The sequence below is a fragment of the Corynebacterium sp. Marseille-Q2823 genome (assembly GCF_903645345.1).
In the GTDB taxonomy this organism is placed as follows: domain Bacteria; phylum Actinomycetota; class Actinomycetes; order Mycobacteriales; family Mycobacteriaceae; genus Corynebacterium; species Corynebacterium hiratae.
In genome coordinates this window covers 44,682-60,253 of sequence record NZ_CAHJXS010000009.1, presented here as the reverse complement: position 1 = coordinate 60,253, position 15,572 = coordinate 44,682, and the positions used below count along the sequence as shown (strand labels likewise).

The following is a 15,572-nucleotide window of genomic DNA, read 5'->3' as shown; positions in this document are numbered from 1 at the left end:
CGCAGGGCTTGTAATAGAAAGAGCTAGTTCAACACCTAAAGTGAGGTTCCGTGACTGTTAAGCCTGAAGGACGCAAGATGCTCCGCATTGAGAAGAAGAATGCGGAGTCTCCCATCGAACAGAAGCCGCGCTGGATCCGCAACCAGGTTCGCACCGGCCCTGGGTATGAGGACATGAAATCTCGCGTGACTGGTGCTTCCCTGCACACCGTGTGCCAGGAGGCTGGCTGCCCCAATATTCACGAGTGCTGGGAATCGCGTGAGGCTACGTTCCTCATCGGCGGCGACAAGTGCACTCGCCGCTGTGATTTCTGCGATATCGCTACCGGCAAGCCAGCGGAGCTGGACCGCGACGAACCGCGCCGTGTGGCAGAGAATATCCAGGAAATGGATCTCAACTACACCACCATTACGGGTGTTACCCGCGATGATCTGCCGGATGAGGGTGCCTGGCTCTACGCTGAGGTCGTCCGCAAGATTCATGAACTCAACCCGAACACCGGCGTGGAGAACCTCACCCCGGACTTCTCCGGCAAGCCGGACCTGCTCCAGGAGGTTTTTGAGGCCCGCCCGGAGGTCTTCGCTCACAACCTAGAGACGGTGCCGCGCATCTTCAAGCGCATCCGCCCGGCCTTCCGCTATGAGCGTTCCCTCGACGTCATCCGCCAGGCCCACGACTTTGGCCTGATTACCAAGTCCAACCTCATCCTGGGTATGGGCGAAACCGCAGAGGAGATCGAGGAAGCGCTGCGCGACCTGCGCTCGGCAGGCTGCGACATCATCACGATTACCCAGTACCTGCGCCCCGGCCCGCGCTTCCACCCGATCGAGCGCTGGGTGCGCCCGGAGGAGTTCGTGGAGCACTCCAAGCTGGCCAAGGAGCTCGGCTTTGGTGGCGTCATGTCTGGCCCGCTGGTCCGCTCCTCCTACCGCGCTGGCCGCCTCTACGTGCAGGCCATGGAGGCACGCGGCCTCGAGCTTCCGGAGAACCTGAAGCACTTGGCAGAGACTTCCCAGGGCGCTACCGCCCAGGAGGCTTCCACCCTTCTGGAAAAGTATGGCCCCTCCGAGGCAACCCCGGTGACCACGCGCATGGCTAAGACCCGCGCACAGGCCAACTCTGTTGCAGCTACCATCCGCTAACGCGTTTCTCTTTTTATTCCTCTTGCCCTTAAAGTAGGAGACATGGCTAAGGACGATAAGGCGTCGCTCAAGGACGCGAAGAAGCAAGAGCGCGCGGCAAAGCGCGCCAAGCGCAAGCAGAACTGGTCACAGATGTGGCAAGCGTTCAACATGCAGCGCAAGCAGGACAAGGCTCTCATCCCCATCATGCTGGCCGCATTCTTGGGCGTGGGCTTGCTCTTCTTCCTTATCGGTCTGCTCTTCAACGGCGAGTGGTTCATGCTCATCATCGGCTTGGGCCTTGGCGCGATGCTCGCTATGTTCCTGTTCACTCGCCGCCTTGAGCGCGACATGTACAAGAAGGTGGAGGACCAGCCTGGTGTCGCCGGCTGGGCTTTGGAGCAGCAGCTGCGCAACACCGTGGGCGTGGTGTGGAAGGTCAAGCCTGGCGTGGCTGCGACCCGCCAGCAGGATCTGGTTCACCGCGTAATCGGCAACTCCGGCGTCATTTTCGTCGTCGAAGGTGACCGCAAGCGCGTCGCCCCTACCCTCAACCGTTTGAAGAAGCGCGTTGACCGCTTGGCTGGCGGTGTGCCGGTGTACGAGGTCTTCGTGGGCAGCGGTGAGGACGAGGTGCCGGTTTCCAAGTTGCGCACCCACATCATGAAGCTGCCGCGCAACTACAACAAGAACGAAACCTACGAGAACATTCGCCGCATCGAGGCTATGGATGATCTGCCGGGCACCACCCCGGGTCTACCCAAGGGCCCGATGCCCCGCCAGGCTCAAAACATGGCGGGTATGAACCGCCGCATGCGCCGCATGCAGGAGCGCAAGGGCGGCAAATAAGCCCCCTCGTTCCACACAAGAAGGGGTCCCTTCCGAGATTCTCGGAAGGGACCCCTTTTCCGTTGCGACACTTCTTTGCAATATGGCCGTCTTAGCCTTAGCAAGCGGCGCTCGTCAGATGGTTCTACTCAGATGGTTTACTTGACCCCAAGTAAACCATCTAGCGTTATGAAGAAGGTTTGTTTGCCCCCAAACAAACCTTTTCAGGGGAACCACGTGTGGGGCATCTGTGGTGGATACGACCGGCTGGCGCAGAACAAGCCTTAGGCCATGATGACGGCGGTGCCGGTGGCGCGGTCGTGGAGGCCGCGGCCGTCGGCATCGACCATCGCCGCGGGGAACAGCACAGCAGTCAGCAGCGTGCGGACCGCAGCTCGCCACAAGCCGACAGAAGAGCCCGGCTCATCAAGGCGCGCCACGCCCATGCCCAGCAGCGCCATGCCCGGGGTGCGGGCGAAGAGCCAACCACACACGATGCCCATGACTACCCACACTGCATAGCCCAAGAATGCCGGGCCACCGAGCGAATTCGTAAAGAGCTCGAGGAGATTGGCTATCAGCATTGCCAAGAGCCAGTCAATGAGAACGCCAAAAGTGCGCCGCATTACAGAAGCCAGGGAACCTGAGCCTTCCTTGGGCAAGCCCATTGTTTGCCCAGGCCACTGCCCGTTCTCAAAGCCATCGTTGTTATCAGCCATGCCCACCAATCTAGCCGTCGTCTCTGCTAAGCAGAAAATTTGCCTCCACGTGCCCCAGACACCCCAGCGACAAAGCCAATACCTGTAAACTAGTCGGGAGTACTACACGTCAACCAACAGGAGACCACCGTGTCCTTTGAGACAATCCAGGACGTCATCGCATTCATCAAGGAAGAGGACGTCAAGTTCGTTGACATCCGGTTTACGGACGTCCCCGGCACTGAGCACCACTTCTCTATTCCGGCCGAGGAATTTACTGAAGACGCAGCTGCCGAAGGCCTCGCCTTTGATGGTTCTTCCATCCGCGGATTTACCACCATCGATGAGTCCGATATGACGCTGCTGCCGGATCCGAAGACCGCCTTCGTGGATCCTTTCCGCACCGCGAAGACCCTGAACATCAAGTTCTTCGTCCACGACCCGTTTACCTTGGAGCCCTTTAGCCGCGACCCGCGCAACATCGCTCGCAAGGCTGAGGAGTACCTCGCTTCCACCGGCATCGCGGATACCTGTAACTTCGGCGCTGAAGCTGAGTTCTATATTTTCGACTCCGTGCGCTACAGCACCGACGTTAACCACGGCTTCTACGAGGTTGATACCGATGAAGGCTGGTGGAACCGCGGTTCCGAGACCAACTTCGATGGCACCCCGAACACCGGTTTTAAGACTCGCGTGAAGGGCGGCTACTTCCCTACGGCGCCCGTCGACAAGCACGGCGAAGTTCGCGACGCCATGGTGGAGCAGCTGCAGAAGGCAGGCTTTGTCATCGAGCGTTTCCACCACGAGGTGGGCAGCGGCCAGAACGAGATCAACTACCGCTTCAACTCCCTGCTGCACGCGGCGGATGATATTCAGACCTTCAAGTACATCATCAAGAACACCGCGGAGCAGTTCGGCAAGACCGTGACCTTCATGCCTAAGCCGCTGGCCGGCGATAACGGCTCCGGCATGCACGCCCACATGTCGCTGTGGCAGGATGGCAAGCCGCTCTTCCACGATGAGGCCGGCTATGCAGGCCTGTCTGACATTGCTCGCTACTACATCGGCGGCATCCTGGCCCACGCACCGGCGGTTCTGGCGTTCACGAACGCAACCCTGAACTCCTACCACCGCCTGGTTCCGGGCTTTGAGGCACCGATCAACCTGGTGTACTCGCAGCGCAACCGCTCGGCTGCCATCCGCATCCCGATTACCGGCTCCAACCCGAAGGCAAAGCGCATCGAGTTCCGCGCGCCGGATCCGTCCGGCAACCCCTACTTCGGTTTCGCCGCCATGATGATGGCAGGCCTCGACGGCATCAAGAACCGCATCGAGCCGCACGCCCCGGTGGACAAGGACCTCTACGAGCTGCCGCCGGCAGAGGCTGCGTCCATCCCGCAGGCACCGACCTCCCTGGAAGCGTCCATCGCGGCACTTGAGGAGGACAATGACTTCCTCACCGAAGGCGATGTCTTCTCCGAGGACCTCATCGAGACCTACATCAACTACAAGCGCGAGAACGAGATTGCGCCGGTGCGCCTGCGCCCGACTCCGCAGGAATTTGAGATGTACTACGACTGCTAGAGGTAAGCTGCCTTAGCTGCACTGCTTTGACAGGTATGACAGGCTTCGACGTTTCGCTTGATTCGTCGGAGCCTGTCGTCGTGTCAGCACCTAATGCAACACCCACACTGTGCTCTCCCCTACTGACGCGCTCACGATGGCGCAATCTCACGTGCTGAACAAGCACAGTACAAGGGACATGTGCGCAGTAAATGGTTACTATTCCCCTCTGTGACTGATAGATTCCGCCAATTGCCCCCGCCCGGCCCCGCATGGGGCGGCAGCCTCATGGGAACGTCCATCGTCTCCCGGCTGCTCGTTGAGGAAGGCATGCTCACTGGCTCTGCCATCTTCGCAGCGCTATCCTGCGTCATCCTTCTCGTACTGACGGTGGGTTTCGCGGTGTATCGGCAGCCCAGCTTCGCGCGGACTTCAATGGCTGAGTGGTCGATGTACTTCATCGGCATCCTGGCGCTCGGCGCAGCACTGTCCGGGTTGACGGATATCGGAACCTTCCGCCTAGTGGGCTTCTGGATCGGTGGCCCGGTCACCGTTATCACGTGGGCTATTCAGCTCACCCGCTTCGACGGTCAGCCGCGGTTTACCTGGGGCCTGCCGCTGGTCGGCCCCATGATTTCCTCTTCCGTCGCCGGCTTCCTCGCCCTCGACTACGGGCGCGCCTACCACGTGATGGGCACCGTTTTATTCATCATGTCTATCTCCACTGCGGTCCCCATCTTCATCCGCGTGTATTGGGCTGCCTGGCACGGCAAAGTCAATCTCACCGGCGCCAACTCCGCGACGGCCTGGGTTCCGTTAGGCGTGGTGGGCCAATCCACTACCGCCATGCAGATCCTTTACCCCGGTAGTTTCTCTGTCTACTACGGGCTCACCGCTATGGTGATTGCCATCCCCCTCGCGCTTTATGCCATGGTCACCTTCTACCCCAACGTGGCTCGCTGGGTGGATTACTCGCCCGCGTGGTGGGCGTGTACTTTCCCGCCCGGAACCGTCAGCATGGGCGGGCACCAGGTAGCGCTGGTGAATGGCTCGGAGCTTCTCGACGTCATCGCGCTCAGCATCCCGGTGCTGCTTGTCGCACACTGGTCTGCCTGCTCCTGCCGCTTCATTGGCTGGCTCGTCGAGGGCCGGCGCGCACGCACAAGCGGGGCCAGCCCACTCTCGGACTAGCCCCGCCACGTGAAATGCTGGACGCTTAGGAAGCCTTAGTTCTCGGCCTTCTCAAACTGGATGACCTGGCCCTGGCTACCCAGTGCGTAGTTGTTTCCCTCCAGGGGGAAGACAACGGGCTTGGCCGAGAGGATAGCCTTGAGCGCATCGGCGTCGGCCATGGCATCCGGGGAGCATGCGCGCAACGTAGAGTTCAGGTTCTCCACCACAATGGCATCGGTCTGATCCAGCTTGTAGCTAGCGCCACCGGAGTTGCAGCCATCGTTGTAAGCGAGGGTTCCATCGGAATTGAAGGTCACGGAAATCTCTGGGTTCTTCTTTGCGGTGAAGGTACCGTTGAGAACCTTCTGGGCCTCATCGGCCGGCAGCTTGTCTTGCAGACCGTCGACGTCCTCGTACTTCTCAATCAGCCCGGAGCCTTCCGGCGCCTCGGAGTCCTCCGGGGTGCCCGGACCGCCAAAGAGGCGGGAGCTCAGCTCCTGGATCTGGCTGGACTGCAGGGAATCGACGGAGGACAGCTCTTGCGCACCGGCAGTACCGGCGCCCAGGACGCCGCCTGCGAGGGCGACGAACGCAGTTGCTGTGGTTACTTTCTTCAGTGTGCGTGAAATCATGGCCCCGAAGCTATCGGCCGCGGCCTCCAACATCAACCCATTTCATGCGTTTCCGATGATATTTTGAGGCAACTCTACAACTCCCCCATCCCCTTACAGGCCGCAGACTAAAACACAGAAAGTGGCCAACCTCCTGCTGGGGGTTGACCACTGATAAGGAAAGGTCACTTACTTCTCTTCAGGGGTATCGACCTTGACGAACTGAATTGCCTGCCCATCTTTGACCAATGCGATGGTGGTGTCATCGATGGAATAGACCTGTGGCTTCTTCGGAACGATGACGTTGAAATCGTGAACATCGACCATCACGTCCGGCTCGCAAGCCTTCATAGTGGTTATGACGTCTTTGATCTCTAGGGCGCCGGTGTCCTCCGCGATAGCGTATGTACCGTTACCGAGGTTACAACCATCAGAAACTCCTACGGTTCCATCCGGTTGGAAGGAAAGCCCGATCTTATCGTTCTTCTTCGCAACGAAGCTGCCGTTGAGAACCTCCTTGGCTTGCTCTGCCGTCAGCGGTTCCGTGAGGCCCTCCACGTCCTCTGCCTTTTCAATCAGGCCAGAACCTTCCGGCGCTTCTGGGTTTTCGGGGTTTTCCGGAGCAGGCTTCGAGCTTCCAAACAGTGTGGAGCTCAGCTGTGCCAGCTCACCGGAGCTGGAGCCGAAGGAGATTCCAGAAGAAGGCTCTGCCGCGGAGGCAACCCCGGTTCCGAGTGCCGTGCCAGCGAATGCGGCGAAGGTTGTGGCGATGGTTACTTTCTTGAATCTGAGTGACAACATGACCCTGAAGCTATGCGGGATAGTTTCATATAGCAATGTTTTTTATGCATTTCACATGACATTGACACGTTCTCCCAATGTCGCCGGAGGCCAGTTTTCCCGCTTGCCACAGCCATGCTGGTAGCAGAAAAGGCCTGGTTGAACCACTAAAACCAGATTAAGACGTGCGCTTGACGTAGCCCATCCGCGGGCGGAAGCCCTGCGGATGCTTCATCTGCGCCACGGCGTCCCCGATGATCATGCGGTGGCGGGCGCTGACAGACGTCGGCATCTGCGCCACCGAAAACCACTGCGCGGCCAGGTTCTCTTCGTCGGAGATAACCGGCTCCGCATCGTCCGGCACGGAGACCCGGATGGAGGTATCCATGTAGAGACACTTATCCCCATTGGGGCAGACTACTGGGCCCACCTGGCCCACGCCGAGAAGTGCTTCGATGCGGCCATCGAGGCCCACTTCCTCCTTGACCTCGCGCAGCGCGGTCGTCGTAATCTCCTCACCCGGCTCACAGATACCGGAGACGGGAGCCCACGTGCCATTATCGGCACGCTGGGCAAGCAGCACCGAGGGCAACTCCCAGATAGCGGAACCCGTGGGCACGGCCCGCACGATAACCGCGGTCACGCTGGGTAAAAAGAGCTGGTCGTGACCAATTTTCTCACGCAGGGACACAATAAAATCAGGAGTGGGCATGGGCACCATCTTAGCGCCTTAGACCTGCGCCAGAATCTCCGGCAGAAGTTCCTCGATCTTGGAGGCAGGTGTAAACGACATCTGTGCTTCCGAACCATCCGCGCACCCCTCACTGCTGGCTGCCGCATCAGTGGTGCCCGACAGCACCCCCACAATCACGTCCTCATAAGGGCTGCCCGGCGCACCATATACCGGAGCCCCGGAATCGCCGTGCGTGGAGCACACCTGGGCGCGCGCCGCGACGGTCTCCACCGTGCGGTCATTAAACTGGAGTTTGCCCTGCCCCTCACGATGTGTCAGCGGGCCGCAGGTCTCACCGGTGATGCGGCCCAGCTTGCAGACGCTGTCAGGCAACATGTGTTCATCCGCTGCGACAACGGTGGTGGGCATGTCCCGCGGGACATAAAACTCAGCCTCCCTGGTGATTTCCACCAAAGCGAAATCCAGCTGGTGCGTCTTCGGCGCGCTGAGATCGGAGTAGATAATGGTGCCGACGGGCTCTGCCGGGTAGACAAATTCACCGTCGGCAGCGCCTGCCCACACGGTATCCCCCGGCTCACCGCAATGGGAAGCGGTGACGGCGATGGTGCGGGCGTCGTCAAGCACGAAGCTCCACGCAACCGTGCACAGGTTGAAGTCAAAGGCTTCGCCGGGCACGGGCTGCGTGGTCGAAATATCCAACGCCGCGCCCGGTGGCACCGGGGAGGAATCCGGCGAATGCACCTGCGGCTCAGCTGGCGCCACGGTGGAGTAGACAGCTGAGCTGGAGGCTGCCTTCTGTACGGGTCCGGCTCCCATCGGCACGGTGCACCCGGCCAGCGCCAACCCCGCTGTGCTCAGTATCCCAAGGAGGCGCCGGCTAGTCTTCCGTCGCGGATGCAGCCTCACCCGAGTCCGCCTTATTCTCCTTATTTTCTTTCTCCATCTCAGCGACCTGCTTCATGTCGCGGATGAACTTCTCCGGATCAAACTCGGTGAAGTACTCCGGGCCCGAGAATTGTTCCTGTCCCATTGTCTTAAACGTCCGTGTTGCTGATGTACTGCGTGATGTAGTCCTTCACCGCCGCTGCATCATTGGGCAGATCCGTGACGTAGCGCTCGGCCTCCAGGATGCCGGCGAAACGCTCCGGCACCTCCGGCTCGCTGCCGATGGCCTCTTTGATGGTCTCCGCAAACTTCACCGGCAGGGCGGTCTCTAGGCAGATGATGGGGGTGTCGACCCCATATTCTTCCTGTACCGCGCGGGCGACCTTGATGCCGTCCGCGGTGTGCGGATCCACCAGCACGCCGTAGCGCTCGTGGACATCCTTGATGGTGGCGAGGCGATCCGCGTGGGTGGAGGAACCGGACAGGAAACCGTACTCCGCGTGGGCGGCCTCAAGCGCCTGCTTATCGACGTTAAAGCCGCCTTCCTTCACCTTCGTCCCGAACAGCTCCTTGATCTGTGCGGCATCGCGGCCCAGCAGATCGAAGGCGAAGCGCTCGAAGTTCGACGCACGGGAAATATCCATCGACGGCGACGAGGTCTTGTGGGTTTGCTCCGAGGAGCGCGGACGGTAGCTGCCGGTGCGGAAGAACTCATCGAGCACGTCGTTTTCATTGGTTGCCACAATGAGGCGGTCGATGGGCAGCCCCATCTGGCGAGCGATGTGGCCGGCGCAGATATCGCCGAAGTTGCCGGTAGGCACGCTGAAGGAGACTTTTTCGGTGTTTTCCGTAGTGACCTTGAGGTAGCAGTTGATGTAGTAGACCACCTGCGCCATGAGGCGGGCCCAGTTAATGGAGTTGACCGCACCGATGCGGTTCTCGGCTTTGAAGTTGGCGTCGGCCGATACCGCCTTGACCACGTCCTGGCAATCATCAAACACACCATCCAGGGCGATGTTGCAGATATTCGGATCATCCAGCCCGAACATCTGGGCCTGCTGGAACGGCGTCATACGCCCGGCCGGGGTCAGCATGAAGACGCGGATACCCTTGCGCCCGCGCATCGCGTACTCCGCCGAGGAACCGGTGTCACCCGAGGTTGCACCCAGAATGTTGAGGGTTTCGCCGCGGCGGGCCAACTCGTATTCGAAGAGCTCGCCCAACATCTGCATGGCCATGTCCTTGAAGGCGGCCGTTGGCCCCTCAGAGAGGTGGCCAATGTAGAGGCCCTCCCCCAGTTCGCTAACGGGGACGATTTCCTCGTGGTCAAACTTGGGGTAGGTGTAGGCGCGCTGGGCAATTCCTTCGAGGTCTTCTGCGGGAATATCATCCACAAAAAGCTTGAGCACTTCCGCGGCCAAGGCCGCGTAGCCACCCTCCGCCAGCGTCTGGCGCCAGTTAGTCAGGGTGGCGTCATCGATGCGGGGGTAAGTTTCCGGCAGGTAGAGGCCGCCATCAGGGGCCAGACCTCCGAGGAGGATATCCGTAAAGGAGGCGGGCTGGCGGTCGGTATCGCGGGTCGAAATGTACTTCACCCCCTGCATCTTAGTTGGTGACGCGTAAAGTATCAGCCATGTCGGTTCCTCATCCTCGCAATGTAATTACCACTAAGGCTCTCTCCGTGTGGGTAGCTGCGGTGTTGGTCTACATCGTGGCAATTACCGGCCGCACATCTTTTGGCGTCGCGGGGCTTGAGGCCATTGATCGCTTCGAGGTCGATGCCTCGCGCATTGCTGTTTTCACCTCTGTACAACTGGGCATTTATTCACTGGCGCAGATCCCGACGGGCATGCTCATCGATAAGTTCGGCCCACGGCGCTTGCTCGTCATTGGCTCCATCATTATGGGTCTCGGCCAGGTACTTCTCGGTTTCACGAGTAATTATTGGGTAGCCATCGCCGCCCGCCTGCTCATCGGCGCGGGTGATGCCACCGCCTTCCTGTCGGTGATGCGCATCCTTCCCTACTGGTTCCCGCTGCACCGCACCCCCATGTTCACGCAGGTCACCTCCTCCCTGGGACAGCTGGGTCAGTTTATCTCTGCCCTACCTTTTGCCATGCTTCTGGGCTGGGGCGGATGGACCTTGGCCTTCGTTACCTTGGGCGCGGTGGGCATTCTCATCGCTGTCGCCGCCGCGGTGGCAGTTGCTGATTCCCCGGAAACGCTCGGAATCGTAAAGAAGCCGAAGGAAAAGCCGAACGCGCAGCCAGAAAGCATGGGCGCGCTGCTCTCCCAGGTTTTCCGTTCACCCGTAGCCTGGCAGGCATTCTTCATTCACTGGGTCGGTCTTGCCGCCACCAACGTGTTTGTCATGCTGTGGGGCATGCCCATGATGACGGCGGGCATGGGATTTTCCAAGACCAGCGCCGGTTGGGCCCTGACGTGGTTTACCGTGTGCATGGTTCTGGTGGGCCCTGTACACGGCAGGCTATCTTCTAGGACGCGAGGTTTCCGCCCCTGGCTCGCCTTGGGGTTTGTGGCTATCCACTGCGCGGTGTGGGTCCTGTTCTTCCTCTTCGGCGGCAGCTACCTCTCACTGATCATCCTCATCAGCGTGGTGTCCTTGTGCACACCGGTGGCAAATTATGGATTCGACATTGTCCGCGAAAACCTCGACCGTAAGGTCGTCGCCACGGCAACGGGCCTGGGCAACATGGGCGGCTTCCTGGCCACAGTCATCGGCGCCCAGTTGGTCGGCGTAGTACTGGACCACTTGGGCAATGGGCCGGATTATCCGTTCTCTGATTTCCAGCTAGCCGCCTGGGCAGTCTTCGGCGTGTGGTGCATCGGCATCGCAGGTGTCCTCATCACGCACGTCCTGCGCTGCCGAGGCGAGGAGGACGGCCCGCACGCCAAAATCATCCAGGTGAGCTAGTACAAGGCTGGGCTACTGGAGGGACAGGGCACTCAACGACGCCCCAAGGGGCACCCCGTTGGCCACTTCGAAGACGCCTAGCCCACCGCCGATGGGAACGAGGATGGCAATACTCACTCCCACTACGGTCCTGAGAAGTTCGCGTAGTTTTCGTCGTTTCTCCACCTCAACGCACCAACCTTTATCGTTTCGTTATCTGTGCGTGTGAGCTTAAGAGCCATGGCTGCAAGGCAAATCCTCATTGACTGCGCATCTCCTGCCAGTCCCTGTGACTTCAGTGCCAGCGTTGCCAGCTGGGACTATTCAGCCGGGGTCGACTCCACGAAGATCGGTCCCTCCACCGGGGCGACGATGCCAGCGTCGAAGGCAGAAAGCGCCCCCTTGGCCTCTTCCTTGGTGATGGCGCCCGCCTCAACGGCCTTGTCCAGATCGGCTTCGAGGACCTGGCGGGACCTGTACCTATCCGACGCCACTGAAAGCAGGCCACGCGGGACCGATTCCGACGGGATCCCCAGCGCCTCCGCCAGGGCCACGATACGGTCATTTTCGGTGGGGTCGAGGTGGGCATTCACCGACTGATCCTGCGGCACGCCACCATTGACGACCTGCTCCACCGTCAGTGCTCCCTCCGGTACGTGATTCCTCTCCGTGACCCACCAGCCTGCGCCGACGACGGTGATGACGGCCGCCACCACGAGGACCCATACGGCGATGATCTGCTTGGACTTCACGGGCATAATTCTAGGCTTCCCTATAGCTCATCGGATTAATCCACGCTCGGCCCAAACGTCCCAAAGGAAGTCCCGTGCGGAGGGTGCGGTGGATCAAGGCGCTCAGAGAGGGCATCGATGATGGAACGGATGGTGGACTCCGCTGCGGAGCGGTCAAGGTTGGTGCGACGTGGCGTATCAGGTTTCGAAACGTCGGGGCGGACGCGGGGCTTGGCGACGTCCACGTGCATCACCGTCCCCTCCACGCTCAGCGCGGCTGCGGGATCACACCCAGCAGCGCGGGCCGCGGCAAGGAAGGCTTCAAGGTCCGCGAGGGTGGCATCGCTCAAGTCGAGGGATAGGTTGAGGCTCATAGTGTGCTCCTTAGAAGGCTGGGAAAGTAACTGCTGCCCAGGCTATCGGCTTAGCACCGGTATGAACAGGGCACGGAACCAAGATCAGGGATAGATCCGGGTAGGCTCAGGGCCCGGCTAAGGGGGTAGGACAGCTGCTTTTAGTCGTGCTCGAAGGATTCCGCCTCCCCCCAGAACACCTCGTCGACCACCTTGCGGGCGTGGCGGGTGATCTTGAGGTAATGGTCGAGAAAATCCTGGTTATGTTCGGGATCCCACCCTGCAGCGCCAGCCACCTGCGCCAGCTGCGGCCCCGGTGCTGGCAGCTGGTCCACGCGCTTGCCGCGAACCAATACCAAAGCGTTTCGGGCATCGGTAGCCAGGAGCCAGGCTTCCCGCAGCTCCTGTACTTGGTGCACGGGTATGACTTCATTGTCTTCGAGGGCATCGAGGACGCGCAGCGTGGACGGCTCATGCAGCGCCGGTACCTCGTGGGCATGCATCATTTGGAGCAGTTGGACTGTCCATTCAATATCCGTCAACCCACCGCGCCCCAGCTTGGTGTGGGTATTGCGGTCCGCGCCACGCGGTAGGCGCTCGTTGTCAACGCGCGCCTTCATGCGGCGGATGTCACGAATGGTCTTCTCGCTCACGCCCTTCGGCGGGTAACGGAAAGCATCCACCATGGTGAGGAAACGCTGGCCAACGTCCTCATCACCCGCCACAAAGGCAGCGCGGAGCAGCGCTTGCATCTCCCACGGCTCGCCCCACTGTGAGTAGTAACGCTCATAGGACTCAATGGAGCGCGCGACCGCTCCCGAGCGTCCCTCTGGCCGCAAACCTAGGTCAACGTCCAAGGGCGGATCTCCGGACGGTTTTGCCAGGCGGCGGCGCAGCTTCTCAATGATGCCGATGGCCCAGGGCAGCGCCTCCTCTTCGGGGTTGCCTGCAACTGGCTCCGCTACCACGATGACATCGGCATCCGAACCGAAACCCAGCTCCATGCCACCGAGCCGCCCCATGCCGATCACGGCGATGCGAGCCGGTGGTTCGTCATTGTCGTTCTCCAGCCGCCATGCCCTGACCTCGGCGCGGAGCGCTGCCTCCAACACCGCATTCCAGATGGTGGACAGCTCGTAACAGACTTGCTGAACCGGCAGGAATCCCAGAAGATCCGCTGCGGCAATTCGTGCCAACTCCGCGCGGCGAAGAGACCGCGCGACCGAGACGGCCTTGTCCGGATCCGCATGACGCTTGGTGGAATTGACCAAAGCAGAGGACACTTGCTCGGGTTTGGTTTCCAGAAGCTTGGGCCCCGCCGCGCCGTCGGAGAGCTGCTTGACGACGTCTGGCGCCCGAATGATGAGCTCCGACGTAAACGGCGAGGTGCCCAGAATTTTCATGAGGCGCTGGCCGACGACGCCTTCGTCGCGAAGCATGCGCAGGAACCAGGTTCGGTCGTAGGCTGCTTCCGAAAGCTTGCGGTAGTTCAACAAGCCCATGTCTGGATCCGCGGTGTTCGAGAGCCACTCCATCAACGTGGGCAGCAAAATGGCCTGGATGCGGGCCTTGCGCGACTGGCCCGCGGCCAAAGAAGTGAGATGCTCGAAGGCTCTGTCCGGATGGCGATAGCCCAGCGCTGCCAGCTGCAGGAGGGCCGCCTCGCGTGACAGCTTGAGCTCGTCCGCCGACATCGATGCCACGGAATTGAGCAGCGGGCGGTAGAACAAGCGCGAGTGGAGCTCAGAGATAAGCAGGCGAATCTTCCGGAGATGGATGTTCATCCGATCTGCCGCCGACTGGTGGCCCTGCGGGTGGAAACCCGAGTTGATGGCCAGCCACTCGAGCGCCGTGTTGTCATCCTTCGCCGGCAACGTATGTGTTCGGCGGAAGCGCTCCAATTGGAGGCGGTGCTCCAGCAGACGCAGAAACTCGTAGGCCTCAATGAGCTGGGTGCCATCCTCGCGCCCTACGTACCCGGCGCGCACGAGAGCGGCGAGCGCATCGACCGTCGCGAGCGTGCGCAACGATTCATCCGAGCGACCGTGCACCAACTGGAGCAATTGGACTGCGAACTCTACATCGCGCAGACCGCCCTCCCCCAGTTTGAGCTCTCGAAGGCGCATCTCTTCCGGGACGTTCTCGAGCACGCGGCGGCGCATAGCCTGTACGTCTTCAACAAAGGACTCCCGTTGCGAGGCAGTCCACACCATGGGCCCGATCTGGCTCACGTAGTCCTTACCTAGGGGCAGGTAGCCGGTCTGCGGTCGCGCCTTCAGTTGTGCCTGAAACTCCCAGGTCTCCGCCCACCGCTTGTAGTAGGCCACGTGCGAATCCAGAGTTCGGACGAGAGCGCCGGATTTTCCTTCCGGACGCAGGTTGGCGTCGACCTCGAAGAAGCAGGCAGAGCCGATTCGATTGAATTCCGATGCTAGGCGCGTAACCTTCGGCGTCGCCTCCGAGCCCACGAAGATAACGTCCACATCGGAGATATAGTTCAACTCCCCCGCGCCACACTTGCCCATCGCGATAACTGCCAGCTGCGCATCGAGGGGCTCATCGCCATAGACCACACGGACCGCACCCGCGAGTGCGGCCGTCAAGGCGGCATCTGCGAGAGCCGTCGTCAGCCTGGTGACTTCACGAAACCCCACTCGTGGTTGCGGCCGCGACTGCCCCTTGCGGGAGTGGAAGGTACCGGCGAGGTCATGCGCGGCGATGCGCATCATCAGCGTCCGGTATGCCACCTTGAGAGATGCTTTGTGGTCACCAGGGGATGCGCGGTAGGTGCCGGGCGATGTCAGCTCGGGGTTCGCCGTGTCTGGGCGGTCTGGTTGCTCTGCGTACGTCGCCGGTTCCGCCCCCACCTCGCCCAATAGTGTGTTCAGCATTTCCGTTGGGGTAGGCAACGGGCGCTGCAGTTCTTGCCAGGTCTCCGGGTGGGCGGCGAGGTGATCACCGAACGCCGAGGAGCCGCCCAATAGGGCAAGCAGCCGAACTCGAAGGGTTTCGTCTTCACGCATCGCCGGCCCAATCTCGGGCGCTCCCTCGAAAATCCTCATCAAGGTATTGAGGGCCATGTCGGGATCACCGGTTCCGGCCAGTGTCCACAGCAGCTCCAGGGATTCTGGATTATCCCACTCGAGACGGGAAAGATCCTCCGCAGCAGTTGGCCGGGTAAGGCCGAGAGTCGCCGGGGACGGTACTGACGCTGGACGCAT

15 protein-coding genes are annotated in these 15,572 nt (G+C 60.8%); 5 read left to right on the top strand and 10 right to left on the bottom strand.

Annotation, left to right across the window (positions count from 1 at the left end; translation table 11 throughout):
- Positions 1-77 precede the first annotated feature (77 nt).
- Both lipA and HWX44_RS10455 read left to right on the top strand, forming a co-directional pair.
- Positions 78-1,142, top strand: coding sequence for a lipoyl synthase (lipA, locus tag HWX44_RS10460; protein WP_175974602.1), 1,065 nt, complete (start codon positions 78-80; stop codon positions 1,140-1,142).
- 42 nt (positions 1,143-1,184) lie between these two features.
- Entirely contained in the window at positions 1,185-1,970 is a 786-nt protein-coding gene (locus tag HWX44_RS10455; protein WP_158395999.1) for a DUF4191 domain-containing protein, read from the top strand.
- Between the two features lie 263 nt (positions 1,971-2,233).
- Here the strand turns inward: HWX44_RS10455 and HWX44_RS10450 are convergent, their stop codons facing one another.
- On the bottom strand, positions 2,234-2,668 hold the full coding sequence (locus HWX44_RS10450) for an RDD family protein (protein WP_070821379.1): 435 nt from the start codon (positions 2,666-2,668) through the stop codon (positions 2,234-2,236).
- Between the two features lie 129 nt (positions 2,669-2,797).
- On the opposite strand from HWX44_RS10450, the gene glnA reads away from it, so the two are divergent.
- Together glnA and HWX44_RS10440 are read left to right on the top strand one after the other, a co-directional pair.
- On the top strand, positions 2,798-4,231 hold the full coding sequence (gene glnA, locus HWX44_RS10445) for a type I glutamate--ammonia ligase (protein WP_046647924.1): 1,434 nt from the start codon (positions 2,798-2,800) through the stop codon (positions 4,229-4,231).
- A 210-nt stretch (positions 4,232-4,441) separates the two neighbouring features.
- Positions 4,442-5,401, top strand: coding sequence for a TDT family transporter (locus HWX44_RS10440; protein WP_175974538.1), 960 nt, complete (start codon positions 4,442-4,444; stop codon positions 5,399-5,401).
- Between the two features lie 35 nt (positions 5,402-5,436).
- On the opposite strand, the gene HWX44_RS10435 is transcribed toward HWX44_RS10440, so the two are convergent.
- The 6 genes from HWX44_RS10435 to thrC form a co-directional block, all read right to left on the bottom strand.
- A complete protein-coding gene (locus HWX44_RS10435; protein WP_239663582.1) occupies positions 5,437-6,015 on the bottom strand; it encodes an META domain-containing protein in 579 nt (192 codons plus the stop codon).
- Between the two features lie 168 nt (positions 6,016-6,183).
- Positions 6,184-6,795 (bottom strand): META domain-containing protein, encoded by a 612-nt coding sequence (locus HWX44_RS10430; RefSeq protein ID WP_175974536.1) that lies wholly within the window; start codon positions 6,793-6,795, stop codon positions 6,184-6,186.
- Positions 6,796-6,952: 157 nt separating this feature from the next.
- Complete coding sequence (locus HWX44_RS10425; protein ID WP_071410324.1) at positions 6,953-7,486, bottom strand: NUDIX hydrolase; 534 nt, start codon at positions 7,484-7,486, stop codon at positions 6,953-6,955.
- An 18-nt stretch (positions 7,487-7,504) separates the two neighbouring features.
- On the bottom strand, positions 7,505-8,284 hold the full coding sequence (locus HWX44_RS10420; RefSeq protein ID WP_254868176.1) for a S1 family peptidase: 780 nt from the start codon (positions 8,282-8,284) through the stop codon (positions 7,505-7,507).
- A 61-nt stretch (positions 8,285-8,345) separates the two neighbouring features.
- Positions 8,346-8,498: a hypothetical protein gene (locus HWX44_RS10415; protein ID WP_168162647.1), complete on the bottom strand. Its 153-nt coding sequence runs from the start codon at positions 8,496-8,498 to the stop codon at positions 8,346-8,348.
- Positions 8,499-8,502: 4 nt separating this feature from the next.
- Positions 8,503-9,948: a threonine synthase gene (thrC, locus tag HWX44_RS10410; RefSeq protein WP_175974534.1), complete on the bottom strand. Its 1,446-nt coding sequence runs from the start codon at positions 9,946-9,948 to the stop codon at positions 8,503-8,505.
- A 38-nt stretch (positions 9,949-9,986) separates the two neighbouring features.
- Here thrC and HWX44_RS10405 point away from each other — a divergent pair, with 38 nt between their 5' ends.
- Positions 9,987-11,288 carry an MFS transporter gene (locus HWX44_RS10405; RefSeq protein WP_175974532.1) on the top strand — a complete coding sequence of 434 codons (1,302 nt, stop codon included), beginning with the start codon at positions 9,987-9,989 and terminating at the stop codon, positions 11,286-11,288.
- A gap of 299 nt (positions 11,289-11,587) precedes the next feature.
- Here HWX44_RS10405 and HWX44_RS10400 read toward each other — a convergent pair whose 3' ends face one another.
- The 3 genes from HWX44_RS10400 to HWX44_RS10390 all read right to left on the bottom strand — a co-directional run bounded on the left by HWX44_RS10400 (position 11,588) and on the right by HWX44_RS10390 (position 15,572).
- Entirely contained in the window at positions 11,588-12,025 is a 438-nt protein-coding gene (locus tag HWX44_RS10400; protein WP_070517377.1) for a hypothetical protein, read from the bottom strand.
- Positions 12,026-12,054: 29 nt separating this feature from the next.
- Positions 12,055-12,372: a hypothetical protein gene (locus HWX44_RS10395; protein WP_070510008.1), complete on the bottom strand. Its 318-nt coding sequence runs from the start codon at positions 12,370-12,372 to the stop codon at positions 12,055-12,057.
- Positions 12,373-12,512: 140 nt separating this feature from the next.
- Complete coding sequence (locus tag HWX44_RS10390) at positions 12,513-15,572, bottom strand: bifunctional [glutamine synthetase] adenylyltransferase/[glutamine synthetase]-adenylyl-L-tyrosine phosphorylase (protein WP_175974530.1); 3,060 nt, start codon at positions 15,570-15,572, stop codon at positions 12,513-12,515.